The sequence below is a fragment of the Paenibacillus donghaensis genome, from assembly GCF_002192415.1.
GTDB classification, from domain to species: Bacteria; Bacillota; Bacilli; order Paenibacillales; family Paenibacillaceae; genus Paenibacillus_AQ; species Paenibacillus_AQ donghaensis.
Genome location: NZ_CP021780.1, coordinates 5,482,611 through 5,499,730 on the forward strand (window position 1 = coordinate 5,482,611; position 17,120 = coordinate 5,499,730).

At 53.3% G+C, this 17,120-nt stretch carries 10 protein-coding genes and 1 other annotated feature; of the genes, 1 reads left to right on the forward strand and 9 read right to left on the reverse strand.

Features of this window, described 5'->3' with window-relative positions; translation table 11 throughout:
* Nucleotides 1-809: 809 nt before the first annotated feature.
* From B9T62_RS25000 to B9T62_RS25035, 8 genes are all read right to left on the reverse strand, one after another.
* Complete coding sequence (locus B9T62_RS25000; RefSeq protein WP_087917758.1) at nt 810-2,387, reverse strand: SPOR domain-containing protein; 1,578 nt, start codon at nt 2,385-2,387, stop codon at nt 810-812.
* A 75-nt stretch (nt 2,388-2,462) separates the two neighbouring features.
* On the reverse strand, nt 2,463-3,638 hold the full coding sequence (locus B9T62_RS25005) for a glycosyltransferase (protein WP_087917759.1): 1,176 nt from the start codon (nt 3,636-3,638) through the stop codon (nt 2,463-2,465).
* A gap of 181 nt (nt 3,639-3,819) precedes the next feature.
* Nucleotides 3,820-4,998, reverse strand: a complete 1,179-nt coding sequence (locus B9T62_RS25010) for a glycosyltransferase family 4 protein (RefSeq protein ID WP_087917760.1) — start codon at nt 4,996-4,998, stop codon at nt 3,820-3,822.
* Between the two features lie 200 nt (nt 4,999-5,198).
* Nucleotides 5,199-6,350: a GGDEF domain-containing protein gene (locus tag B9T62_RS25015; RefSeq protein WP_087917761.1), complete on the reverse strand. Its 1,152-nt coding sequence runs from the start codon at nt 6,348-6,350 to the stop codon at nt 5,199-5,201.
* Nucleotides 6,340-7,521: a GGDEF domain-containing protein gene (locus B9T62_RS25020; RefSeq protein WP_087917762.1), complete on the reverse strand. Its 1,182-nt coding sequence runs from the start codon at nt 7,519-7,521 to the stop codon at nt 6,340-6,342. Before B9T62_RS25020 ends, B9T62_RS25015 begins: the two co-directional genes overlap by 11 nt.
* Before the next feature lie 208 nt (nt 7,522-7,729).
* The gene (murC, locus tag B9T62_RS25025) at nt 7,730-9,106 is read right to left on the reverse strand and encodes a UDP-N-acetylmuramate--L-alanine ligase (RefSeq protein WP_087917763.1); all 1,377 of its coding nucleotides are present in this window, start codon (nt 9,104-9,106) and stop codon (nt 7,730-7,732) included.
* Nucleotides 9,107-9,113: 7 nt separating this feature from the next.
* Nucleotides 9,114-10,484 (reverse strand): bifunctional folylpolyglutamate synthase/dihydrofolate synthase, encoded by a 1,371-nt coding sequence (locus B9T62_RS25030; protein WP_087917764.1) that lies wholly within the window; start codon nt 10,482-10,484, stop codon nt 9,114-9,116.
* A 5-nt stretch (nt 10,485-10,489) separates the two neighbouring features.
* Complete coding sequence (locus B9T62_RS25035; RefSeq protein WP_245864669.1) at nt 10,490-13,126, reverse strand: valine--tRNA ligase; 2,637 nt, start codon at nt 13,124-13,126, stop codon at nt 10,490-10,492.
* A 159-nt stretch (nt 13,127-13,285) separates the two neighbouring features.
* Nucleotides 13,286-13,565, reverse strand: a binding site (T-box leader).
* 475 nt (nt 13,566-14,040) lie between these two features.
* On the opposite strand from B9T62_RS25035, the gene B9T62_RS25040 reads away from it, so the two are divergent.
* A complete protein-coding gene (locus B9T62_RS25040) occupies nt 14,041-14,457 on the forward strand; it encodes a GNAT family N-acetyltransferase (protein ID WP_087917766.1) in 417 nt (138 codons plus the stop codon).
* A 309-nt stretch (nt 14,458-14,766) separates the two neighbouring features.
* Here B9T62_RS25040 and B9T62_RS25045 read toward each other — a convergent pair whose 3' ends face one another.
* Nucleotides 14,767-16,203: a LysM peptidoglycan-binding domain-containing protein gene (locus B9T62_RS25045; protein WP_087917767.1), complete on the reverse strand. Its 1,437-nt coding sequence runs from the start codon at nt 16,201-16,203 to the stop codon at nt 14,767-14,769.
* Nucleotides 16,204-17,120: the final 917 nt, after the last annotated feature.

The window sequence follows — 17,120 nt, forward strand, 5'->3', positions numbered from 1 at the left end:
GAACCCCTGCCTTCCCATGAATTTTGGCTAGTTATAAGTAGTAACACGTAGGTAGTTATAGGGAAATACTACCGTTAGATTCCGCCCCCTACTCTGCTACCTTAACCTATAGGGAAAAATTACCACTATTCCGTCTGTTCAGGCCATTTCGGAGTTGAAATGACTTGTTTAGTGGTGGAAGTTCCCTATAATCTACTCTAAGCATCGTTCTGAGGCCAACTAGTGGTAGGAGTTCCCTATAACATGTCTACGAAGGCAGCCTAAGCTCACCATCACAGATATTCCGCTCAGGTTGGCGATCAGACCACAGTAAACTGAATTCCACTAAAATCGCTGATGAGGTAGAGCTGCAATGGGCTAGTAATAGGAGCTAGGGTGGGGTGAAGTGATGAGAGGCAGTTAGGTTATGTAAGGGGACGGGAGCTGGTTGGTGAGGGGGGCTGAGTTAGGTCAGACAAATTGATGACTGATTAGGCCGACGGGCGTGACGGGAGCTAGTTGGTATGATGGTGGTGGGAGGCCTAGTTAGTGAGACAAAATGAGGACGAGTTAGTTCGCGTGAGGGGACGGAAGCTGGTTGGTGCGATGGTGCTGGGAGGCCTACTTAGTGAGACAAAATGAGGACGAGTTAGTTCGCGTGAGGGGACGGAAGCTGGTTGGTGAGAGTGACGCTGGATGGCTAGATGAGATGCAGGAGCCTCTCAAAAGGTGAACATACTTTGGGGGCTTGGGGGCGCAGCGCTACGACAAAACACCCGCTCCGGCTAATGCCGAAACGGGTGTTCTCTGGCTTCATTCTGCCACCTGGATCAGGCCATTACGGCCATAAGTTGCTTCTGGCCCTCAAGGAAGCTCATCATCGCTTCCTGTACCTCCCACAGCAGGCCCTGGGCCTTGTTCTTGTTATATTCGGTCAATGCCGAGATGCCCCGGCTGACGGCCTTCTCCAGCTCGGCGCACACCGCCTGTGCTTCGGCAGGCAATCCCTGCTCCAGTGCCTTGACAGACTCACTCCACTGCAGGTGCAAGTCGCTCACGGCAGCAGTGTCCGTTGTGCCTGGCCCTCCTGCAAGCAGCGCAGCGGATTGGCTGCTCAGCTCGCTCAACAGCTCGCCGCTGACGGCAAAATAGCCACTCACCGTCGCAGCGGTCCCGCCAAACCGCAGCTGCTCCGCTGCAGGCAGGGCCACCTCGCGTACGTACAGCTCGATGCCCTCGTTCTTCAGGCCGCTGCTCAGCAGCTTGGCCTGCTCACGGTCCGGCGACAGCCCGGCGTATACCCGGTTGCCGTCGGCAGGGTCCAGACTGGCCGCCAGTCCGGCTGCCAGCAGCTCCTGCTTCGCCTGCTCGGCCCCGGCCGGCGTGCTGAACACCCCGTATTGCAGCAGGTAGTAGCTCTGCGCTCCAACCTGCACGCCGATGCGGCCTGCCGCCGGATCAGCGGTCTCCTCCAGCGGCAGCCCTGAGGTGCCGGCACCGGCGGGGTCAGCCGCCTCGGCTCCCTCACCGCCGCCCTCCGCAGTTCCGGCTGCCGGATCCACTGCAGCCAGTGTGCCCGCTATCGCGGCTCCGGCGCCTCCGTCCGTATTGCCGCCGCTGAATAACGACAGCACCATATATCCGAGCAGCAGCCCTATGCCAAGTGCGCCGGTTACGGACACCGCAAACTTCCATATATTCGAAGGCCGGCGGGTATGGTAGGAACCGTCCGCACCCGCTGCGGGCCAGCCTCCCCTGGTTTGCCCCGGACCAGCCTGCGGGAGATACTGATTCCCGGTGGACAGCCAATCCTCATCAATCTCATCATCGGCCGCATACATAGGGGAATAACGTGAATAGGCATATTCAGCGCGGGGCGGGTCCTCAACATCTGGCTTGGCATCGGGTTCAAGCAGTACTGGATGCAGGTCCAACCCCTCGGAAGTTCTAACCTTGGGCTGCTGCGGTTCCCGCCAATTCATCCGCGGTGGCTCCGAATTACCTCCACTGGATTTTGTCCTCTGATCCCATCTATCTTCCCTATTTCGATCCACAATAAATTCTGTTCTCAGATCCGCCCTATCTTCCGCACTTCGATCCGCACTGGCTTTTGTCCTCTGATCCCAACGTTCTTCCATACTTCGGTCCACACGGGATTCCGCTCTATGATCCCTGCTCCAATCCGCATTGGACCCCACCCAAGAAACGTCACTCCGCTCCGTTCCAGACACCGCTCGATATTCCTCATCTTGGTCCGTTCGATACTCCGTATTAAGATCCGCATTGTAATTCGTACTATATTGCTCGTCCCTGCTCCCTAAGCCGCTGTCCCGGCGGTGTTCCAGTACGGCAGGAACCGGCTTGTCCTTGTCAGCATTAAACCGGAATGTCATTCTTCCGTTATTCAACCCTCACACCTCACCTCGTCTAATCTATAGAAATAGATATGATAGGCAGCAGGCCAATATGCGGGGCTTTATAAATTATACAAGGCTTAGAAGCTTGGCCTTAACCTCGCTGGCCTCATAATGCTTCAGCAAGGTCTGATAGGCACGGTCAGCCAAAAGTGCGCCAAGCTCCGGCTCCTTCAGCAGTCTTACGACATGAGCGGCCATCTCTGCCGAGCTGTGCGCCAGCAGAATATTACGGTTATGCTCGCAGTTCAGCCCTTCAGCCCCTCTGGCTGTCGAAACGACCGCCGTCTTCAGCGCCCAGGCTTCGAGAATATGGAGGCGTGAGGCGCAGCCTTCCAGCAGCGGCGAGATTAGAACCTTGGAGCGCAATACAGCTTCCGTGCTGCATCTATCGGCAATAGTAAGCGAAGCATCCTTATCCACCAGCGATAGGATGTCAGCATGCAGATTCTCCCCAACAATAGAACACTGCACATCCGGCACCTCTTCCTTAATCAAAGGATACAGCTTTTTGATGAATAACAGGGCTGCATTTTTGCCCTGCTGGGTATTCAGATTCCAATGGAGCACGATCCGGTTCTCTTTGTGGGCATCTGGAACAGGCGGATATTCCTTCATATCAATACTGACAGGCACCACATGTACTTTGGCCGCATCCTCGAAGGAGAGCGCCTTGAAAGACAATGCATCCCATTCCGAGGTGGCAAGCAGGAGACCTGTTTTATTCATCAGTCTCTTCTCATCCCTGCGCACCAATGCGGCATTCAGCTTATGGTAAGGCTTGCTGATCCCCCGTTTCACAGCCGCCTGTCCAGCAGACAACGCGCTCTCAGAACGCTGGGCGTCTGTAACAATCACCGCCTCCGGCAGCATCTGACGAACCCTGTCAATGCAATTCCCCAGCAGACTGTGTGCGATAAACACATGGCTGTATTCCGTAGCACCACACAGCTCTTCCAGCATCGCCTTCATGTCTCGGTCCGCGTTGCTGAAGGGAGAGTAATTGCGCAAGGTATAGAGTGAACGCAACATCGTTCTGCGGGGAGTCACATGGCGTTTCACAGTATGAACCTTAAGACCAGCCACTCCTTCAACGGCAGGTGCAGAGGTGCAATCCCCGTAAACCAGCAGATCAATTGCAAATTTCTCCAGCAGCACGGCAAGCAGGTTCCCTGTTCTGATGTCGCCCTCAATATCCTGGTTATTCTGATTTCGTGCTGAGATAAACAGCATATGTTCACGCATAACTTCGGCTCCTTGATTCTTTATATGAAATGATGAAAAGTATGTAATTTACATATCAAAAAAGCAGGACATTTAGCATCCCGCCAATTTGTACTCTGTAACTTTAGATGCAGTTCAATAGTACCCCATTTCATTTAAAAAAGTTGTCGATTTATGGCAGAAAATATTGTATTTTTGACATTCATACCAGACTGAGCAGCTTCTCACGCACACTTCCGGCTTCATAATTCTTCAACAGCGTCTGATAGGCGTGCTCCGCCAGCACAAACCTCCGCTCCTTGTCCAACAGCAGCAGGGTAACGTTAGCCGCGAAATCGTCAGGATCATCGGCGATCATAAGATTGATATTGTGCTCGTACAGCAGCCCTTCCGCCCCTTTGGACGTCGAGACAACCGGAGTCTTCAGCGCCCAGGCTTCAAGGATCTTGAGCCGGGTGCCGCTGCCTTCCTTCAGGGGAGCAATGACCACCTTCGCCCGGCGGATATAATCCGCCACACTGTCCACGTAGCCGGTAATAACGATAGAGCGGTCCGCCTCAGCCAGCGCAGCAACCTCCGGGTGCACATCACGTCCGACGATATACCACTTGATATCCGGAACCTTGGCTTTGACCAGCGGGTAGATCTCACGGTAGAAATACAGCGCTGCGTTCACATTGGGAAAATAGTTCATATTACCCGGAAGAATAATCCAGTTCTCTTTGTCTGTACCAGCTGTCCCTGCGTAATCTTCAATACGGATAAAATTGGGAATTACATGCACTTTTTGCGCATTTCTGAAAGAAAGAGCCTTAAACGCCAAGCCGTCCTGCTCCGAGGTAGTCAAGAGCAGACTCGTATTATCCATCAGCTTCAGTTCATCCGAGCGGGTCCAGACAGCATTCATACGGTAAAACCATCCGCTCAGTCCCTTCTTCTTCTCCGCCAGCTGCGCGGACAGGCCACTCTCGAAGTTATGTGCATCGGTGACAACCACTGCCTGGGGCAGCACTTGCTTGACAATATCGGCGCAGCTGCCAAGCAGACTATGGGAAATAAACACTTGCCGGTAATCATTCGCTCTGCAGAGGGCAAGAATCTCATCCTTCATATCCAGATCTGCATGACTCATATAAGAGCAGTTCCGCCACTTGTATAAGGAACGCAGCATCGCTTTGCGGTAGCTCACGGTACGCTTAACTTCGCGAATAGTCAGATGCGGCAGGGGTTCGCTTGCCTGTGCCTGCCGGCTGCTATGATAAGTCAGCAGGTCCACTTCATATTTCGCCAGTAGGATCGCCAGAATATTGCCCGTTCTCAGCTTGCCTCCACTGTCCTGCGGAAACGGATTCTCTGCAGATATAAATAGTAACTTCTCCATCTTAACGTCGACTCCTATTCTCTATTTCACTACAATTTATGTGGATTCTCTGCTTTGAAGATATATTACCCCAAAGTAACTTGTAGTTTTGTCGATTTTTGGTTATTGGAGAAAATTTTATTCCCAGCTTATCGCCACAAGGCAATACCATGGGTTGACCCCTTGGCAAGCTTAACGCTTAAGCCGGGTAATCCCCGTCCTCAAGCACCTCCGGCTTCGCTTCGCTCGACACGGTTGCGTCCCTGCTGCTTCGCCCGGTACAGGGCGGTGTCGCTCAGCTTGTAGAGCGAATTCAAGGACATACGCTCGCCCGACGCTACGGTGATCACGCCGATACTCACAGAATAAGGAAGCTGCGCCCCATTAATGACAGCTCCGCTCAAAGAAGCACGCAGCCGTTCCGCCGTCTCGCTGCTGGCCTGCATGTCTGCCCTGTGCAGCAGAATAGCGAACTCTTCCCCGCCAAATCTGCCGAACAGCTCACCGTTGTGCAGCTGCTGTCCGATTCTGGCGGCAAAGTCGCGCAGGACTTTATCCCCGGTGTCGTGCCCATAGGTATCATTCACAGACTTGAAATGATCCAGGTCAAGCAGGAGGAACGAGTAAGGAGCGCCTTGAAGTGCTGCCGCCGCAATCAAAGGACGCGCCCGCAATACAAAGGATCTGCGGTTCAAGATCCCTGTCAGCTCATCATACGTAGCAACTCTAGTAAGCTCGGCGTAGGCCTGCTCTCTTGACAGCAGCATAAATCCAGAGGTGCCCAGAAACATCAGCAAGAAAATTCCGGTATAAAAGAACAAATGCAGCAGAGCGGCGATGGCTGGATAACCAGATGCCACTCCCACCAGTGCTCTTCCTGCCAGAGCCAGGGCAACCACTGCGTAGAGCCAGCCCATCGCCCGCTGCAGTGCTGTCTCCCGGATTCGTACCAGCAGGATGTACGCCGGGTAGGTCATCAGCAGACTGCCGGACAAGGCTGCCGAAGCCACCGTAAAGCGGCCTTGCCATATGACGAAGGCAAGCAGCAGAAACAGAGCGGCTGCGCTTAGCAGCCGGTAATATTCCATCATCTTATGGCTGTACATACCCACCAGCAGCAAGATAGCCATCGTCTCCACAACTCCGGCTGCAAGCCAGAGCAAGGCCACAAGCGGCAGAACCGGCGGCAGAATCCGGGCTTCCAGCAGCAGCAGCAGCAGAATCCCCAGCTGCATGCATTTCGAGGCCACAAACAGCATATAGATACGATCCCGGGAGAAACGGGAACGGTAAGCCAGAATCAGCAGCACCATAAAGAAATTACCCAGAAACAAACAGATCAGCAGCGTCGGCTGATGAAGCTCAAAGCTCATAACATTCCTCTCCCCTGCGGTAACGTACGGTGCGGTTCCGCCCCTCCTGCTTGGCCCGGTAGAGTGCCTGATCGCTCTGCTTGTACAGTGTATTGAAGGATACCTCCGGACCGGGTACAAGGGTAATGGCCCCGATACTTACCGTGCTGCTGGATGGAATCTGCTCCACAGAGGATGACTGCACAGCCCTGCGCAGCGTTTCAGCCTTGTCGTCACAGCCCTGCTCGTCCAGACCATAGAGCAGAATGGCGAACTCTTCTCCACCGACCCTGCCGAACAAATCGTCATTGCCAAGGTTGGCTTCAACCGTAAGGGCGAACATGCGCAGCACCTCATCCCCCATATCATGCCCGTACGTATCATTCACCACCTTGAAATTATCCAGATCCAGTAGCAGCAGGGAAATAGGCACCCGCTTCTTAACCGCCTGCTCCAGCTTCAGCTCCGACTCCAGCAGAAACGCTCTGCGGCTGAGGACGCCGGTCAGCTCATCATAAGCAGCCAGCCGCTTGAGCTTCTCATGCGAACGTTCATTGGAGAGCAGAATGAATCCCGCCGTCCCTACAATAAGCATCAGGTACATGGCAAGGTAATACAGGCTCTGGGAGAGATTTACGGTAAATACATTCATGTCAGGGACAATCAGCAGAGCTACTACAGCCCGTCCCAGCATAATCACTGCAAACACGGCAAAGAAGCACCCCAGAATGCGCTGAAGTGGAGTTCCCTTGGGATTCAAGGCCAGACGGTAAGCCGGATACAGAAAAAAGAGCATGGACCAGAAGGACACCGAGGTAATCCGGAGTGCTGAATGATTAAAAAATACTGCGATCACCCCGTAGCTGAGTGTACTGCCAACCATAAGGGCAAGATAATACAGCTTCACCCGTCGGCCAAACATGTCCATCATCTGCAGCAGCGCTGTAATTTCCAGTGTTCCGCCAAGCAGAATCAGCAGATTGGTAAACGGGATAATCAACCCGCGGGGCAACGTGTCCCACAGTAGCAGCGAGCACCAGTAGAACAGCTGAAGCCATTTCGAACCAATGAAGAAGGTCGAGGCCGTCTCTCTGGCAGCGCTGATCCGGTAAGTGGTAATCAGCAGCAGGGTGAATATATTCCCGAATATAAACAAATAGATCATTGTCTTAATATCAGGCTGAAAGCCCATGACTACACCACCGTATGCTCGAAGAATCAATCTCTTTTGACAGCACTATAGCATCCCCGGCACCTTTCGGCAATTGGATTCTATACCAGCTTCAGGTAGCAAAAAAAAGCACCCGGCGGATATTTATCCAATCAGTGACCTGATCCGATAAAACCCGCAGGAGTGCTACCCTATTAAATGTATTGCCGCACGAGCTGCGCCCATCCAGTTAACGTTTCTTAAGTTCCTCGGCCAGAGCGTACCCAACTTTCCAGATATCGCCGGCTCCCATTGTAATGACCAAATCGCCCGGTGCAAGACGCGGCTTCAAATCGGCCAGAACATCCTCTTTGGTCGGCAGATAACGTGCTCCTGCATTGCTGTTCTGCACAATCAGATCCACCAGCTTCGCAGAGGTGACGCCTTCGATTTGCTTCTCCCCGGCTGGGGAGTAGATGTCAGTAATAATCACTTCATCCGCTTCACTGAAGGCACGGCTAAACGCATCCAGCAGGAAAAAGGTACGGGTGTAACGCTGGGGCTGGAACACGGCAATAATTCTTTTGCCGGTTGTTTTGGCCGCACTGATCGTCGCCTGAATCTCGGTAGGGTGATGAGCATAATCGTCAATGACAAGAATCTCATCCACCTCGCCCAGTACCTGAAAACGGCGCTTCGCCCCGTGAAATTTCACGATCGCAGCTGCAATCTGCTCGAACGGAATTTCGGATTTAAGGCAAGCAATAACAGTAGCCATCGCATTGTACAGATTGTGTTGACCCGGTACGGACAGCTCGATCTGCCCCAGCACTTCGCCATAAGCATTCATGGTAAAGGTCAGCTGGCGGTCGCCCAGCACAATGTCCGTTGCGGTGTAATCCGCCGTCTTGGAATGGATGCCGAAGGTGGTCACTTGGCCGGTTACTTCCGGCAGCAGGGAGATCACATTCTCGTCATCACAGCACACAATAGCCGTACCATCCTCGCGCAGCTGATTCATAAACTGCACATAGGCAGCCTTCAGCTTATTGAAATCTCCGCCGTAATTCTCCAGATGATCGGCTTCAATATTGGTGACGATTCCGAGCCATGGGTGGTATTGCAGGAAGGAGCCATCGCTCTCATCCGCTTCCGCCACCACAAATTCCCCTTGCCCCGCCTTGGCATTAGTTCCGACATTCATAATCTCGCCGCCAATGATATAGGTAGGGTCGACGCCGCATTCTTCCATAACCAGGGCGATCATCGAGGAGGTGGTAGTTTTGCCGTGGGCACCTGCAACCGCTACGCCCTTGCGTTCATTCAGCAGCCTGGCCAGCATCTGGGAACGGTGCAGAATAGGAATCTTCAGCCGTTCCGCCTCTACCCATTCCACATTGTCACTCGACAGCGCCGTCGAGTAGACTACCAGATCGGCACCTTTTACCTGCTCCGCAGTATGTCCAATATAAACCTTGGCACCTTTGGCTATTAATTTATCCGTTAATTCCTGGGCAGCTACATCAGAGCCCGTAACCGTATATCCCATCTCCAGCAAAACCCGGGCAATCGCGCTCATCCCGTAGCCGCCAATTCCTATAAAATGCACACGTTCAGTAGTATCCAACAGTTCGTCACCAGCCTTTTTCAGAATCGGGTTGCTGCAAAAGTGTACCGCGTACGTCAGAGATTAAATACAGTGTACCGGACACAACCGCAAGGTCGTCATCCGCTGTAATCGACTTCAGCAGCTGCAGCGCTTTGCCCCAATCACGTTCTACTATAATTGCCAAATCAGTTTTGGCGTATTTCTCGCGCAGTCTTTCTGCGATCGCCTTCAGTTCCTCCGCATCCATCGGATTGCGGAAATCCGGTTCGGTCAGGATGAGTGTATCCACTATAGGCAGTATATGCTTGAAATAGGATTCATGATGCTTATTTGCCAGCATCCCCATCAGCAAATTTAATTTGTGGTATTTATAGAACTTCGGCAAGCTTGCGGCCAGACTCTCAGCGCCTTCCGGATTATGTGCGCCATCCACAATAATCCGCGGGGAGGCATGAACCTGCTCCAGCCTGCCCGCCCACGAGGTGTTGCGGAATCCGGCCTGCAGATCTTCATCCTCCAGCATAAACGCCATATATTGCCGCAGCACCTCGAGTGCCATCATGGCTCCGGCGGCATTGCTGAGCTGGTGTTCGCCCTTCAGGGCAATACTTAGATCCAGATTACGGAAGGGGCCTTTGAAGCTAATCTGCTGCAGACCGTCCTCTATTCCGCCGGATTCATAATGGAAATCCTCACCGGCGAGATAGAGCGTCGAGCTTGACGTCGCAGCTTTCTCCCGCAGCACAGCAATAACCTCCGGCTGAGTGACACTGCTGACTACCGGAACACCAGGCTTAATGATCCCGGCCTTCTCTCTGGCGATCAGCTCCAGTGTATCCCCCAGAATATCAGTATGGTCGTGCCCTACATTCGTAATGACCGACACTACCGGAGTTACGAGATTCGTTACATCCAGCCTTCCCCCAAGCCCCGTCTCCCATACGACAATATCAGGATACGCCTTCGTTCCGAAGTAGAGTAGTGCCACGGCGGTAATGACCTCGAACATGGTAGGAGAACCGTGCTCGGTCCGTGCCATCTCTTCAACCAGCGGGTGCAGCAGATTCGCAAGTTCGGTCAGTGTCTCTTCGGGGATATCTTCACCATTGACCTGAAAGCGGTTGGTGAACTTCGTGATATAGGGGGACGTAAACGTCCCCACGGAATAGCCGCTCTGCAACAGCACACTGGTTAGAAAAGCACAGGTCGAACCTTTGCCGTTCGTTCCGGCGACATGGATAAACTTCAGCCGGCGGTGCGGATTGCCCAGCTGCTCCATCAGCAGGGTAATCCGCTCCAGGCCCGGCCTGATTCCGAAGGGGATCAGGCTCTTGATCCAGTCCACTGCTTCGGCATAGGTACTGAGGGGGGCGGTGCCCGTAGTCATGTCTTCCATTTCTCTTATCCTCTCAGCTCTGCGATGCGGGCCAGCACCTTGTCACGCTTGGCGGAGTAATCCGCCTGCTTGGCCCGTTCCTCTTCGATGACTTTGGCGGGCGCTTTGGCGACGAAGCCTTGATTGCCCAGCTTCTTCTCCACGCGCTCCACTTCGCTGTTCAGGTTCTGTACTTCTTTCTCAAGACGGGCAATTTCCTGGTCGATATCAATCAGTCCGGACAACGGCAGCAGCAGCTCGGCACCGGTCACCACAGCAGACATCACCTTCTCCGGCGTGGCCGGGTCAAGGCCCGCCCTGAAGGAGGACGTATTGCAGAAACGTCTGATGTAGCTATCGTTGCGGCTGATGATGCTGAGCGATTCTTCGCTGCTCGCTTTGACGATCAGCTCGATTTTTTTGCTCATCGGCACATTCACTTCAGCACGGATATTGCGTACGGAGCGGATAACGTCCATCAGCAGGTTCATCTCAGCCACTGCCGCAGGATTCTCCAGCGCCGGACTGTATTCCGGCCAAGCCGCAAGCGTGATGGTCTGCCCTTCATGCGGCAGATGCTGCCAGATCTCCTCGGAGATAAACGGCATGAACGGATGAATCAGGCGCAGGGTGCGGTCCAGCGTATAAGCCAGCACCGACTGTGTCTTTGCTTTGGCGGCGGCATCCGTACCGTAGAGCGACAGCTTCGCGAACTCGATATACCAGTCACACAGATCATCCCAGATGAAGTTGTAGAGCTGGCGGCCGATCTCGCCGAACTCGTACGAGTCCATTAGACGCGTAATCTCGCGGGAAGTTTCGTTCAGGCGGTGCAGAATCCAGTAATCCGCAGTATTAAGCTCTCCTGTAATGTCAATATCCGCGAAGCTTACGCCTTCCAGATTCATCAGCGCAAAGCGCGATGCATTCCAGATCTTGTTGGCGAAATTACGCGCCTGCTCTACCTTCTCCCAACGGAATCGCAAATCCTGACCAGCGGTGCTGCCGGTTGAAATCATATAGCGCATCGCATCTGCGCCGTATTTCTCAATAACCTCCAGCGGGTCCACTCCGTTACCGAGCGATTTGGACATCTTCTGCCCTTCTGCATCCCGCACCAGACCGTGCATCAGCACATCGGAGAACGGCTTCTGCCCGGTGAACTCCAGTGCTGAGAAGATCATCCGCGCCACCCAGAAATAAATAATATCGTAGCCTGTTACGAGCACGTTGTTAGGATAGTAGCGCTGGTAATCTTCGCTGCTCTCATCCGGCCAGCCCAGTGTGGCGAACGGCCACAGGTTCGAGCTGAACCAGGTGTCCAGCACATCCTCGTCTTGCTTCAAATCTTCCAGACCGCTGATCCGGCGTGCTTCTTCTTCATCATACGCCACAACAATTTCGCCTGTGGATTCGGAATACCACGCTGGAATGCGGTGACCCCACCACAGCTGACGGGAGATACACCAGTCACGTACATTTTCGATCCAGTTCAGATAAGTTCGCTCAAACCGTTCCGGCACAAAGTTAACACCGCTGCCATCCTTCTGCGCTTGGATGGCTGCTTCAGCCAGCGGCTGCATTTTGACAAACCATTGCGTGGATAAATAAGGCTCAACCACTGCCCCCGAACGCTCGCTGTGCCCTACCTGGTGCACATGGTCCTCGATCGAAACCAGCACTCCTTGCGCCTTCAGATCTGCAGTAATCGCTTTGCGGCAATCACTGCGGTCCTGGCCCTGGTAAGGTCCGGCTTCCTCGTTCATCGTTCCGCCCTCGTCCATGACATTGATCTGCGGCAGATTGTGGCGCTGACCCATCTCGAAGTCATTCGGGTCATGCGCCGGGGTAATCTTAACCGCGCCGCTGCCGAATTCCTTGTCTACATAATCGTCAGCGATAATGGGAATCTCGCGGCCGATAATCGGCAGAACCAGCATCTGGCCAATCAGATGTTTGTAACGATCATCCTCGGGATGCACCGCTACTGCCGTATCGCCGAGCATCGTCTCTGGACGCGTGGTCGCTACGGTGATCGATCCACTGCCGTCCTTGAGCGGGTATTTCAAATGGTAGAGGTGTCCGTTAACTTCCTTGTATTCAACCTCGATATCGGACAGAGCCGTGCGGGCCGCCGGATCCCAGTTAATGATCCGTTTGCCCCGGTAGATCAGGCCTTTGTTGTACAGCTTCACAAAAACCCCGCGCACGCCCTTGGACATGCCCTCATCCAGCGTAAACCGCTCGCGGGAGTAGTCGAGGGAGAGGCCCATTTTGGCCCACTGCTCATGAATGGTTTCCGCATATTGGTCTTTCCAGTCCCATACCTGCTCCAGAAACTTCTCACGTCCCAGATCATGACGAGAAATCCCCTGCTGGCGCAGTTTCTGCTCCACCTTGGTCTGTGTTGCGATCCCAGCATGGTCTGTTCCCGGCAACCACAGGGTGTCGAAGCCCTGCATTCGTTTGGTACGGATAAGAATATCCTGTAAGGTGAAATCGAGCGCATGCCCAATGTGCAGCATCCCCGTTACATTCGGCGGGGGGATCACAATACTGTAAGGTGTAGCATCGGGACGCTGCCCGGCCTTGAAGAATTCATTCTCCATCCAGTAGGCATACCATTTCTGCTCTGCCGCCTTCGGATCATAGGTGGTAGGCATATCGCTTGTGGTTCCCTGGCCTGCGGCAGTCTCCGCCGGTTCCTGAAGCCCGGTCTTTACGTTGTTCTGATCATGATCAGCCATGTTCTAAACCTCCATAAATAACATTTAGTAGTTGCTAAATTTCGTTATCCGGGAATACAAAAAGGCCCTTCGCCCTCAAAGGACGAAAGGCCATTCTTTCGCGGTACCACCTTTGTTTCGCACCAATAAAAATAAAACCATGCCTCTCACCTTGCGGCTCCAGACTCAGCGCGACACTCAATGCAGGGTAACGGCTGCAGCCGGCCACATCCTAACTCCGTTCTTCATGTGAAGACAAAGTTCAGAGGGGCAACTCCGGGGCGACTTCGGGGGCTGTTTCCTGCGGATCTCACACCACTTGCCTATCCGCTCTCTGAAGGGCTGACCGCCTACTCTTCCCGTTCCCAGTCTTTTCAATATTGCTTATTCCATCATACCTTTAGAGCCTTCCCTAGTCAACCTGAGAGATGGATTTATGGGTGGGTGACCGGGTGTAGTGGCAGAACGGTTGGAGGAGTATACGGGAGGATCGGGAGCGGGATCGCGAGGACGGTGGCGAGGAGCGGGTTCGCGAGGGCGAGGGCAGGAGCAATACGCCTGATGGGAGGTGAGTAGTAACTAGAGGCGATAGACGGTGGGATATGGGCGATAGACGAGGGGAGCGATGGGGAAAAACTACCGTTAGTTATTGACCTGCGTGTCCGTTGCACACACTATAGGGAGAAGCTACCTCTAATTCGTCTGACGAGGCCATTTGGAGACGGATATGATAGGTTTAGCGGTACAAAATTCCCTATATATAGCTTAAAATCAACATTATGATACCTATTAGTGGTCAAGTTTCCCTATAAGTAGTCATCATTGTCCCATCTGCCCGAGGAGGAATTGAAATGGAAATAAAAGCTATGTACAGCGACGACAATCAGCCCCTGCTATCTGCCCTGCTGGAGCGGCACAGCGCCAAGAAGGAACCTGGCATTCCGCCCTATGATCGCACCGCTTTATCTTTTGCCGCTTATGAGAATGGTGAATATGTTGGTGGGGTCACCGGGACTATCGTCTGGAATATGCTGCAGGTTCAGTTGCTGGCGGTAGACCCGGCGTACAGGGGAAGCGGAGTTGGCGCGGTGCTGCTTCAGACGCTGGAGGCGAAGGCCCGGCAGCAGGGCTGCAAGGTCAGCGAGCTGACCACGATGAGCTGGCAAGCACCAGGCTTCTATCAGAAGCAGGGCTATGAAATCTTCGGAGAAATCAAGGATTGTCCGCATGCGGGACATACGAAATATTATCTGCAGAAACAGCTGTAGCTGCTGTTCAGGTGGAAGGATTGCAGAGAATCAAATGAGCGGATCGGATGACTATGGCAGATAGTAGCAAGACAAGTAAGGAAGTCCGAATACTGCTGATACTTTGAGGCTATCCAGCAATAAATTCAACTGACTTTCCCCATAATCCTAGGCTATTTGAGCAAAACGACATTGACCATTACATCCATGAAGTACTTCTTCATCAGCCACTTCCATAAATTGTATGTCTAAGTTATACCACAAATAGCCCCCCGCTGAATCTCTGGGGGCTATTTGTGCTCAATAAGCTGCAGCACAACTGGTCTGCGCCTACGGAATATATAGCACCTGACCTTCTTCCACATTCTGTCCGGCCAGACGGTTGTACATCACCAGTTCCCTGGCGCTGAGCTGATACTTCTCCGCAATCGTATCCAGTGTTTCTTCACGCTGCACGATGCAGAGACGCACCTTGCGGAACAGATTGGTACCCTCGGCTCCGGCAATGAAGCGCGTCTTCCACTCCGTGTCATTACCGACTTCGGAAACCACTGCCGCTACTGCTGCGGTCTCCTCGGTGAGCAGCGTATCCTGCTGCTCCTTGCGGGAGCGGCTGGAGCTTAGTAACGAAGAGAAGGTAAGCGGCTCCTGAACCTGCAGCTCCTCCTCGCGTTTGCTGCCCAACGCGATCTTAAGGTCCTGCTTCTCTTCGGCAGGCAGTACTTCCTGGGCTGAGAAGTTGTCGCCAGCCAGAGGTTCATTAGCAAGCGGGGAGCTGACATTCTCCTGCGTGAACTCCACATTCGCTTCCTCCGCTTCGGCGGAATAGAACGTTTCCTCCTGCTGAACGGCATGCACGGCAGCGATATCTGCACTCTCCCTGGAAGCGGTGAAGTTGTCAACGATCTCTTCCTGGACCGGCTGCACGGCTTGGGCCAGCGGCTGCGGCTGCTCCTGCTCGATCGCAGCAGGCACAGCTGCAGGAATAGTCTGACCTTTCGCTGTCTCCTGGCTATCTTGTGCTGTTTGTGGCGGCTGATTCCACTGCTCGGTTTTGTTCCAATAGTCGGTCAGCTCCGCCTTCGCATTCCCTGAATGGTTATCCAGGCTGTGCGTGCGCAGCCGGGGTTCTTGCTCCTTCTCCTTGGACTGCGCCGAGGAGATATGAACTGCCGGCCCGGCATTCACGATACCGCCCAGCACCAGCGGGTCTGCCGGAATTCCGCCATGCTCGCGTTCGTCGGACAAGCTTTCCGCCGTCCCTTCGCCGTAGGTCCATACAAAGTTCTCATAGAGCTTCTCACTCTCATCCTTCACAGGGTCAACCCCGGCTTCCAGCACACGCTCTTCTTCTGCTGGCGTGTAGGCGGCGGTGTATTCCTCCTGCTGCCGACCTGGCTGAACCTCCGTCCCGCCGATTCCCCGTAAGGAGAGCACGCCTGTAATATTCACCGTGCGCATTGTCAATAGGTCGATGTCGAAATTCTCAATTTCCACCCCTATGTCTTCAAGCGAGCTGACCCGGGTAAGCGGGACTGTAATTTCAACGGGGATGGCATGCTCCAGACGCTGGGTCCGGTCCTCCTCGCTCCGGTACAATCCGGTAAGCAGCAGCTGGCCATACAGCTCAGCCCGGTCCTCCCGCTGAATGACCTGGATATCCGGGATCAGCTCCACCTCCTCCAGTTCAGCTATTCCCGGAAGCTCTTCCGATAAGTGAATGCGTTCATAAATATCAAACCGCAAGCCGTGGGACTGGTCAAACACGGGATATGTCCTCCTTCGTGGCATAATCTAACCCTGAGACAAACCCAGAGCATAAGCCCAAAATGTTACTCCCCACATGTATATGCTCCAAACCGCGAGGCATGACAACTTTGGACATCAGAACGGACAGGACCTTGCTACTGACAAGGCCTGGGGTACAGGCGCCAAGCAATCTCTCTGAACAAACTATTCTATGAAAGCTGCGGCTATTGGATATGGATACATGCTTTACTCCGCACGAAAAGGGAGGCTGGTTCATAGAGCCAGCTATGATGCCGCTGCGAGTTATGGAAAGCAGGTTACTTAAGTGCGGAGGTTGGATAGTTTAGGTGCAGAGGCTTACGTTTCGGGATTTTTAAGCGGGTTACTTATCGGCTGAGGCTATACGGGCGGGTGCGTTCAAGCGAGGTTGGTCAAATAAGCTGGTGCCACTAATTTAGCTGCAAAAGTGGTTACTGCTTAGGATTCAGCCAGGATTTAGAGTGTTGCCCTGGAACCTTCGGAGTAATTAGATGCGAAACTGCAACTAATTTCCGCCGAAACACCCATTATCAGGATAATAAGTGCATATCTGCAACTAAATTCGAGTACAGCAAGCTTATTACGCTCAAAATCCGAAATTAGGTGCGTTTTCGCACTTATTTCCTCCAACACAGAAAAAAACGGCTAAATAGATGCAGTTTCGCAACTAATTCTTTGGTCTGGACATATGAGACTATCATGGAACTGAATCTGAAGTGTTCTTATCACACGGAGTCCTAAGTAGTAACCAGTTTCGCATCTATTTGCCCGGAACACTCCTGACAACATTCTAAATCCCAGTAAATCAGGCATACTATCGCAACTAAAATTAGCCAGTAGCAGTGTAGGCACGATTAGGGAGTTTAAGCTGACGAATTGAGCAGGCAGATACGCAG

Excerpts from the sequence above, each read along its gene's own strand:
- B9T62_RS25005 (WP_087917759.1), bottom strand. The coding sequence starts at position 3,638 with ATGCGTGAACATATGCTGTTTATCTCAGCACGAAATCAGAATAACCAG.
- B9T62_RS25015 (WP_087917761.1), bottom strand. The coding sequence starts at position 6,350 with ATGAGCTTTGAGCTTCATCAGCCGACGCTGCTGATCTGTTTGTTTCTG.
- B9T62_RS25035 (WP_245864669.1), bottom strand. The coding sequence starts at position 13,126 with ATGCCTACCACCTATGATCCGAAGGCGGCAGAGCAGAAATGGTATGCC.
- B9T62_RS25030 (WP_087917764.1), bottom strand. The coding sequence starts at position 10,484 with ATGGAAGACATGACTACGGGCACCGCCCCCCTCAGTACCTATGCCGAA.
- B9T62_RS25010 (WP_087917760.1), bottom strand. The coding sequence starts at position 4,998 with ATGGAGAAGTTACTATTTATATCTGCAGAGAATCCGTTTCCGCAGGAC.
- B9T62_RS25040 (WP_087917766.1), top strand. The coding sequence starts at position 14,041 with ATGGAAATAAAAGCTATGTACAGCGACGACAATCAGCCCCTGCTATCT.
- B9T62_RS25020 (WP_087917762.1), bottom strand. The coding sequence starts at position 7,521 with ATGGGCTTTCAGCCTGATATTAAGACAATGATCTATTTGTTTATATTC.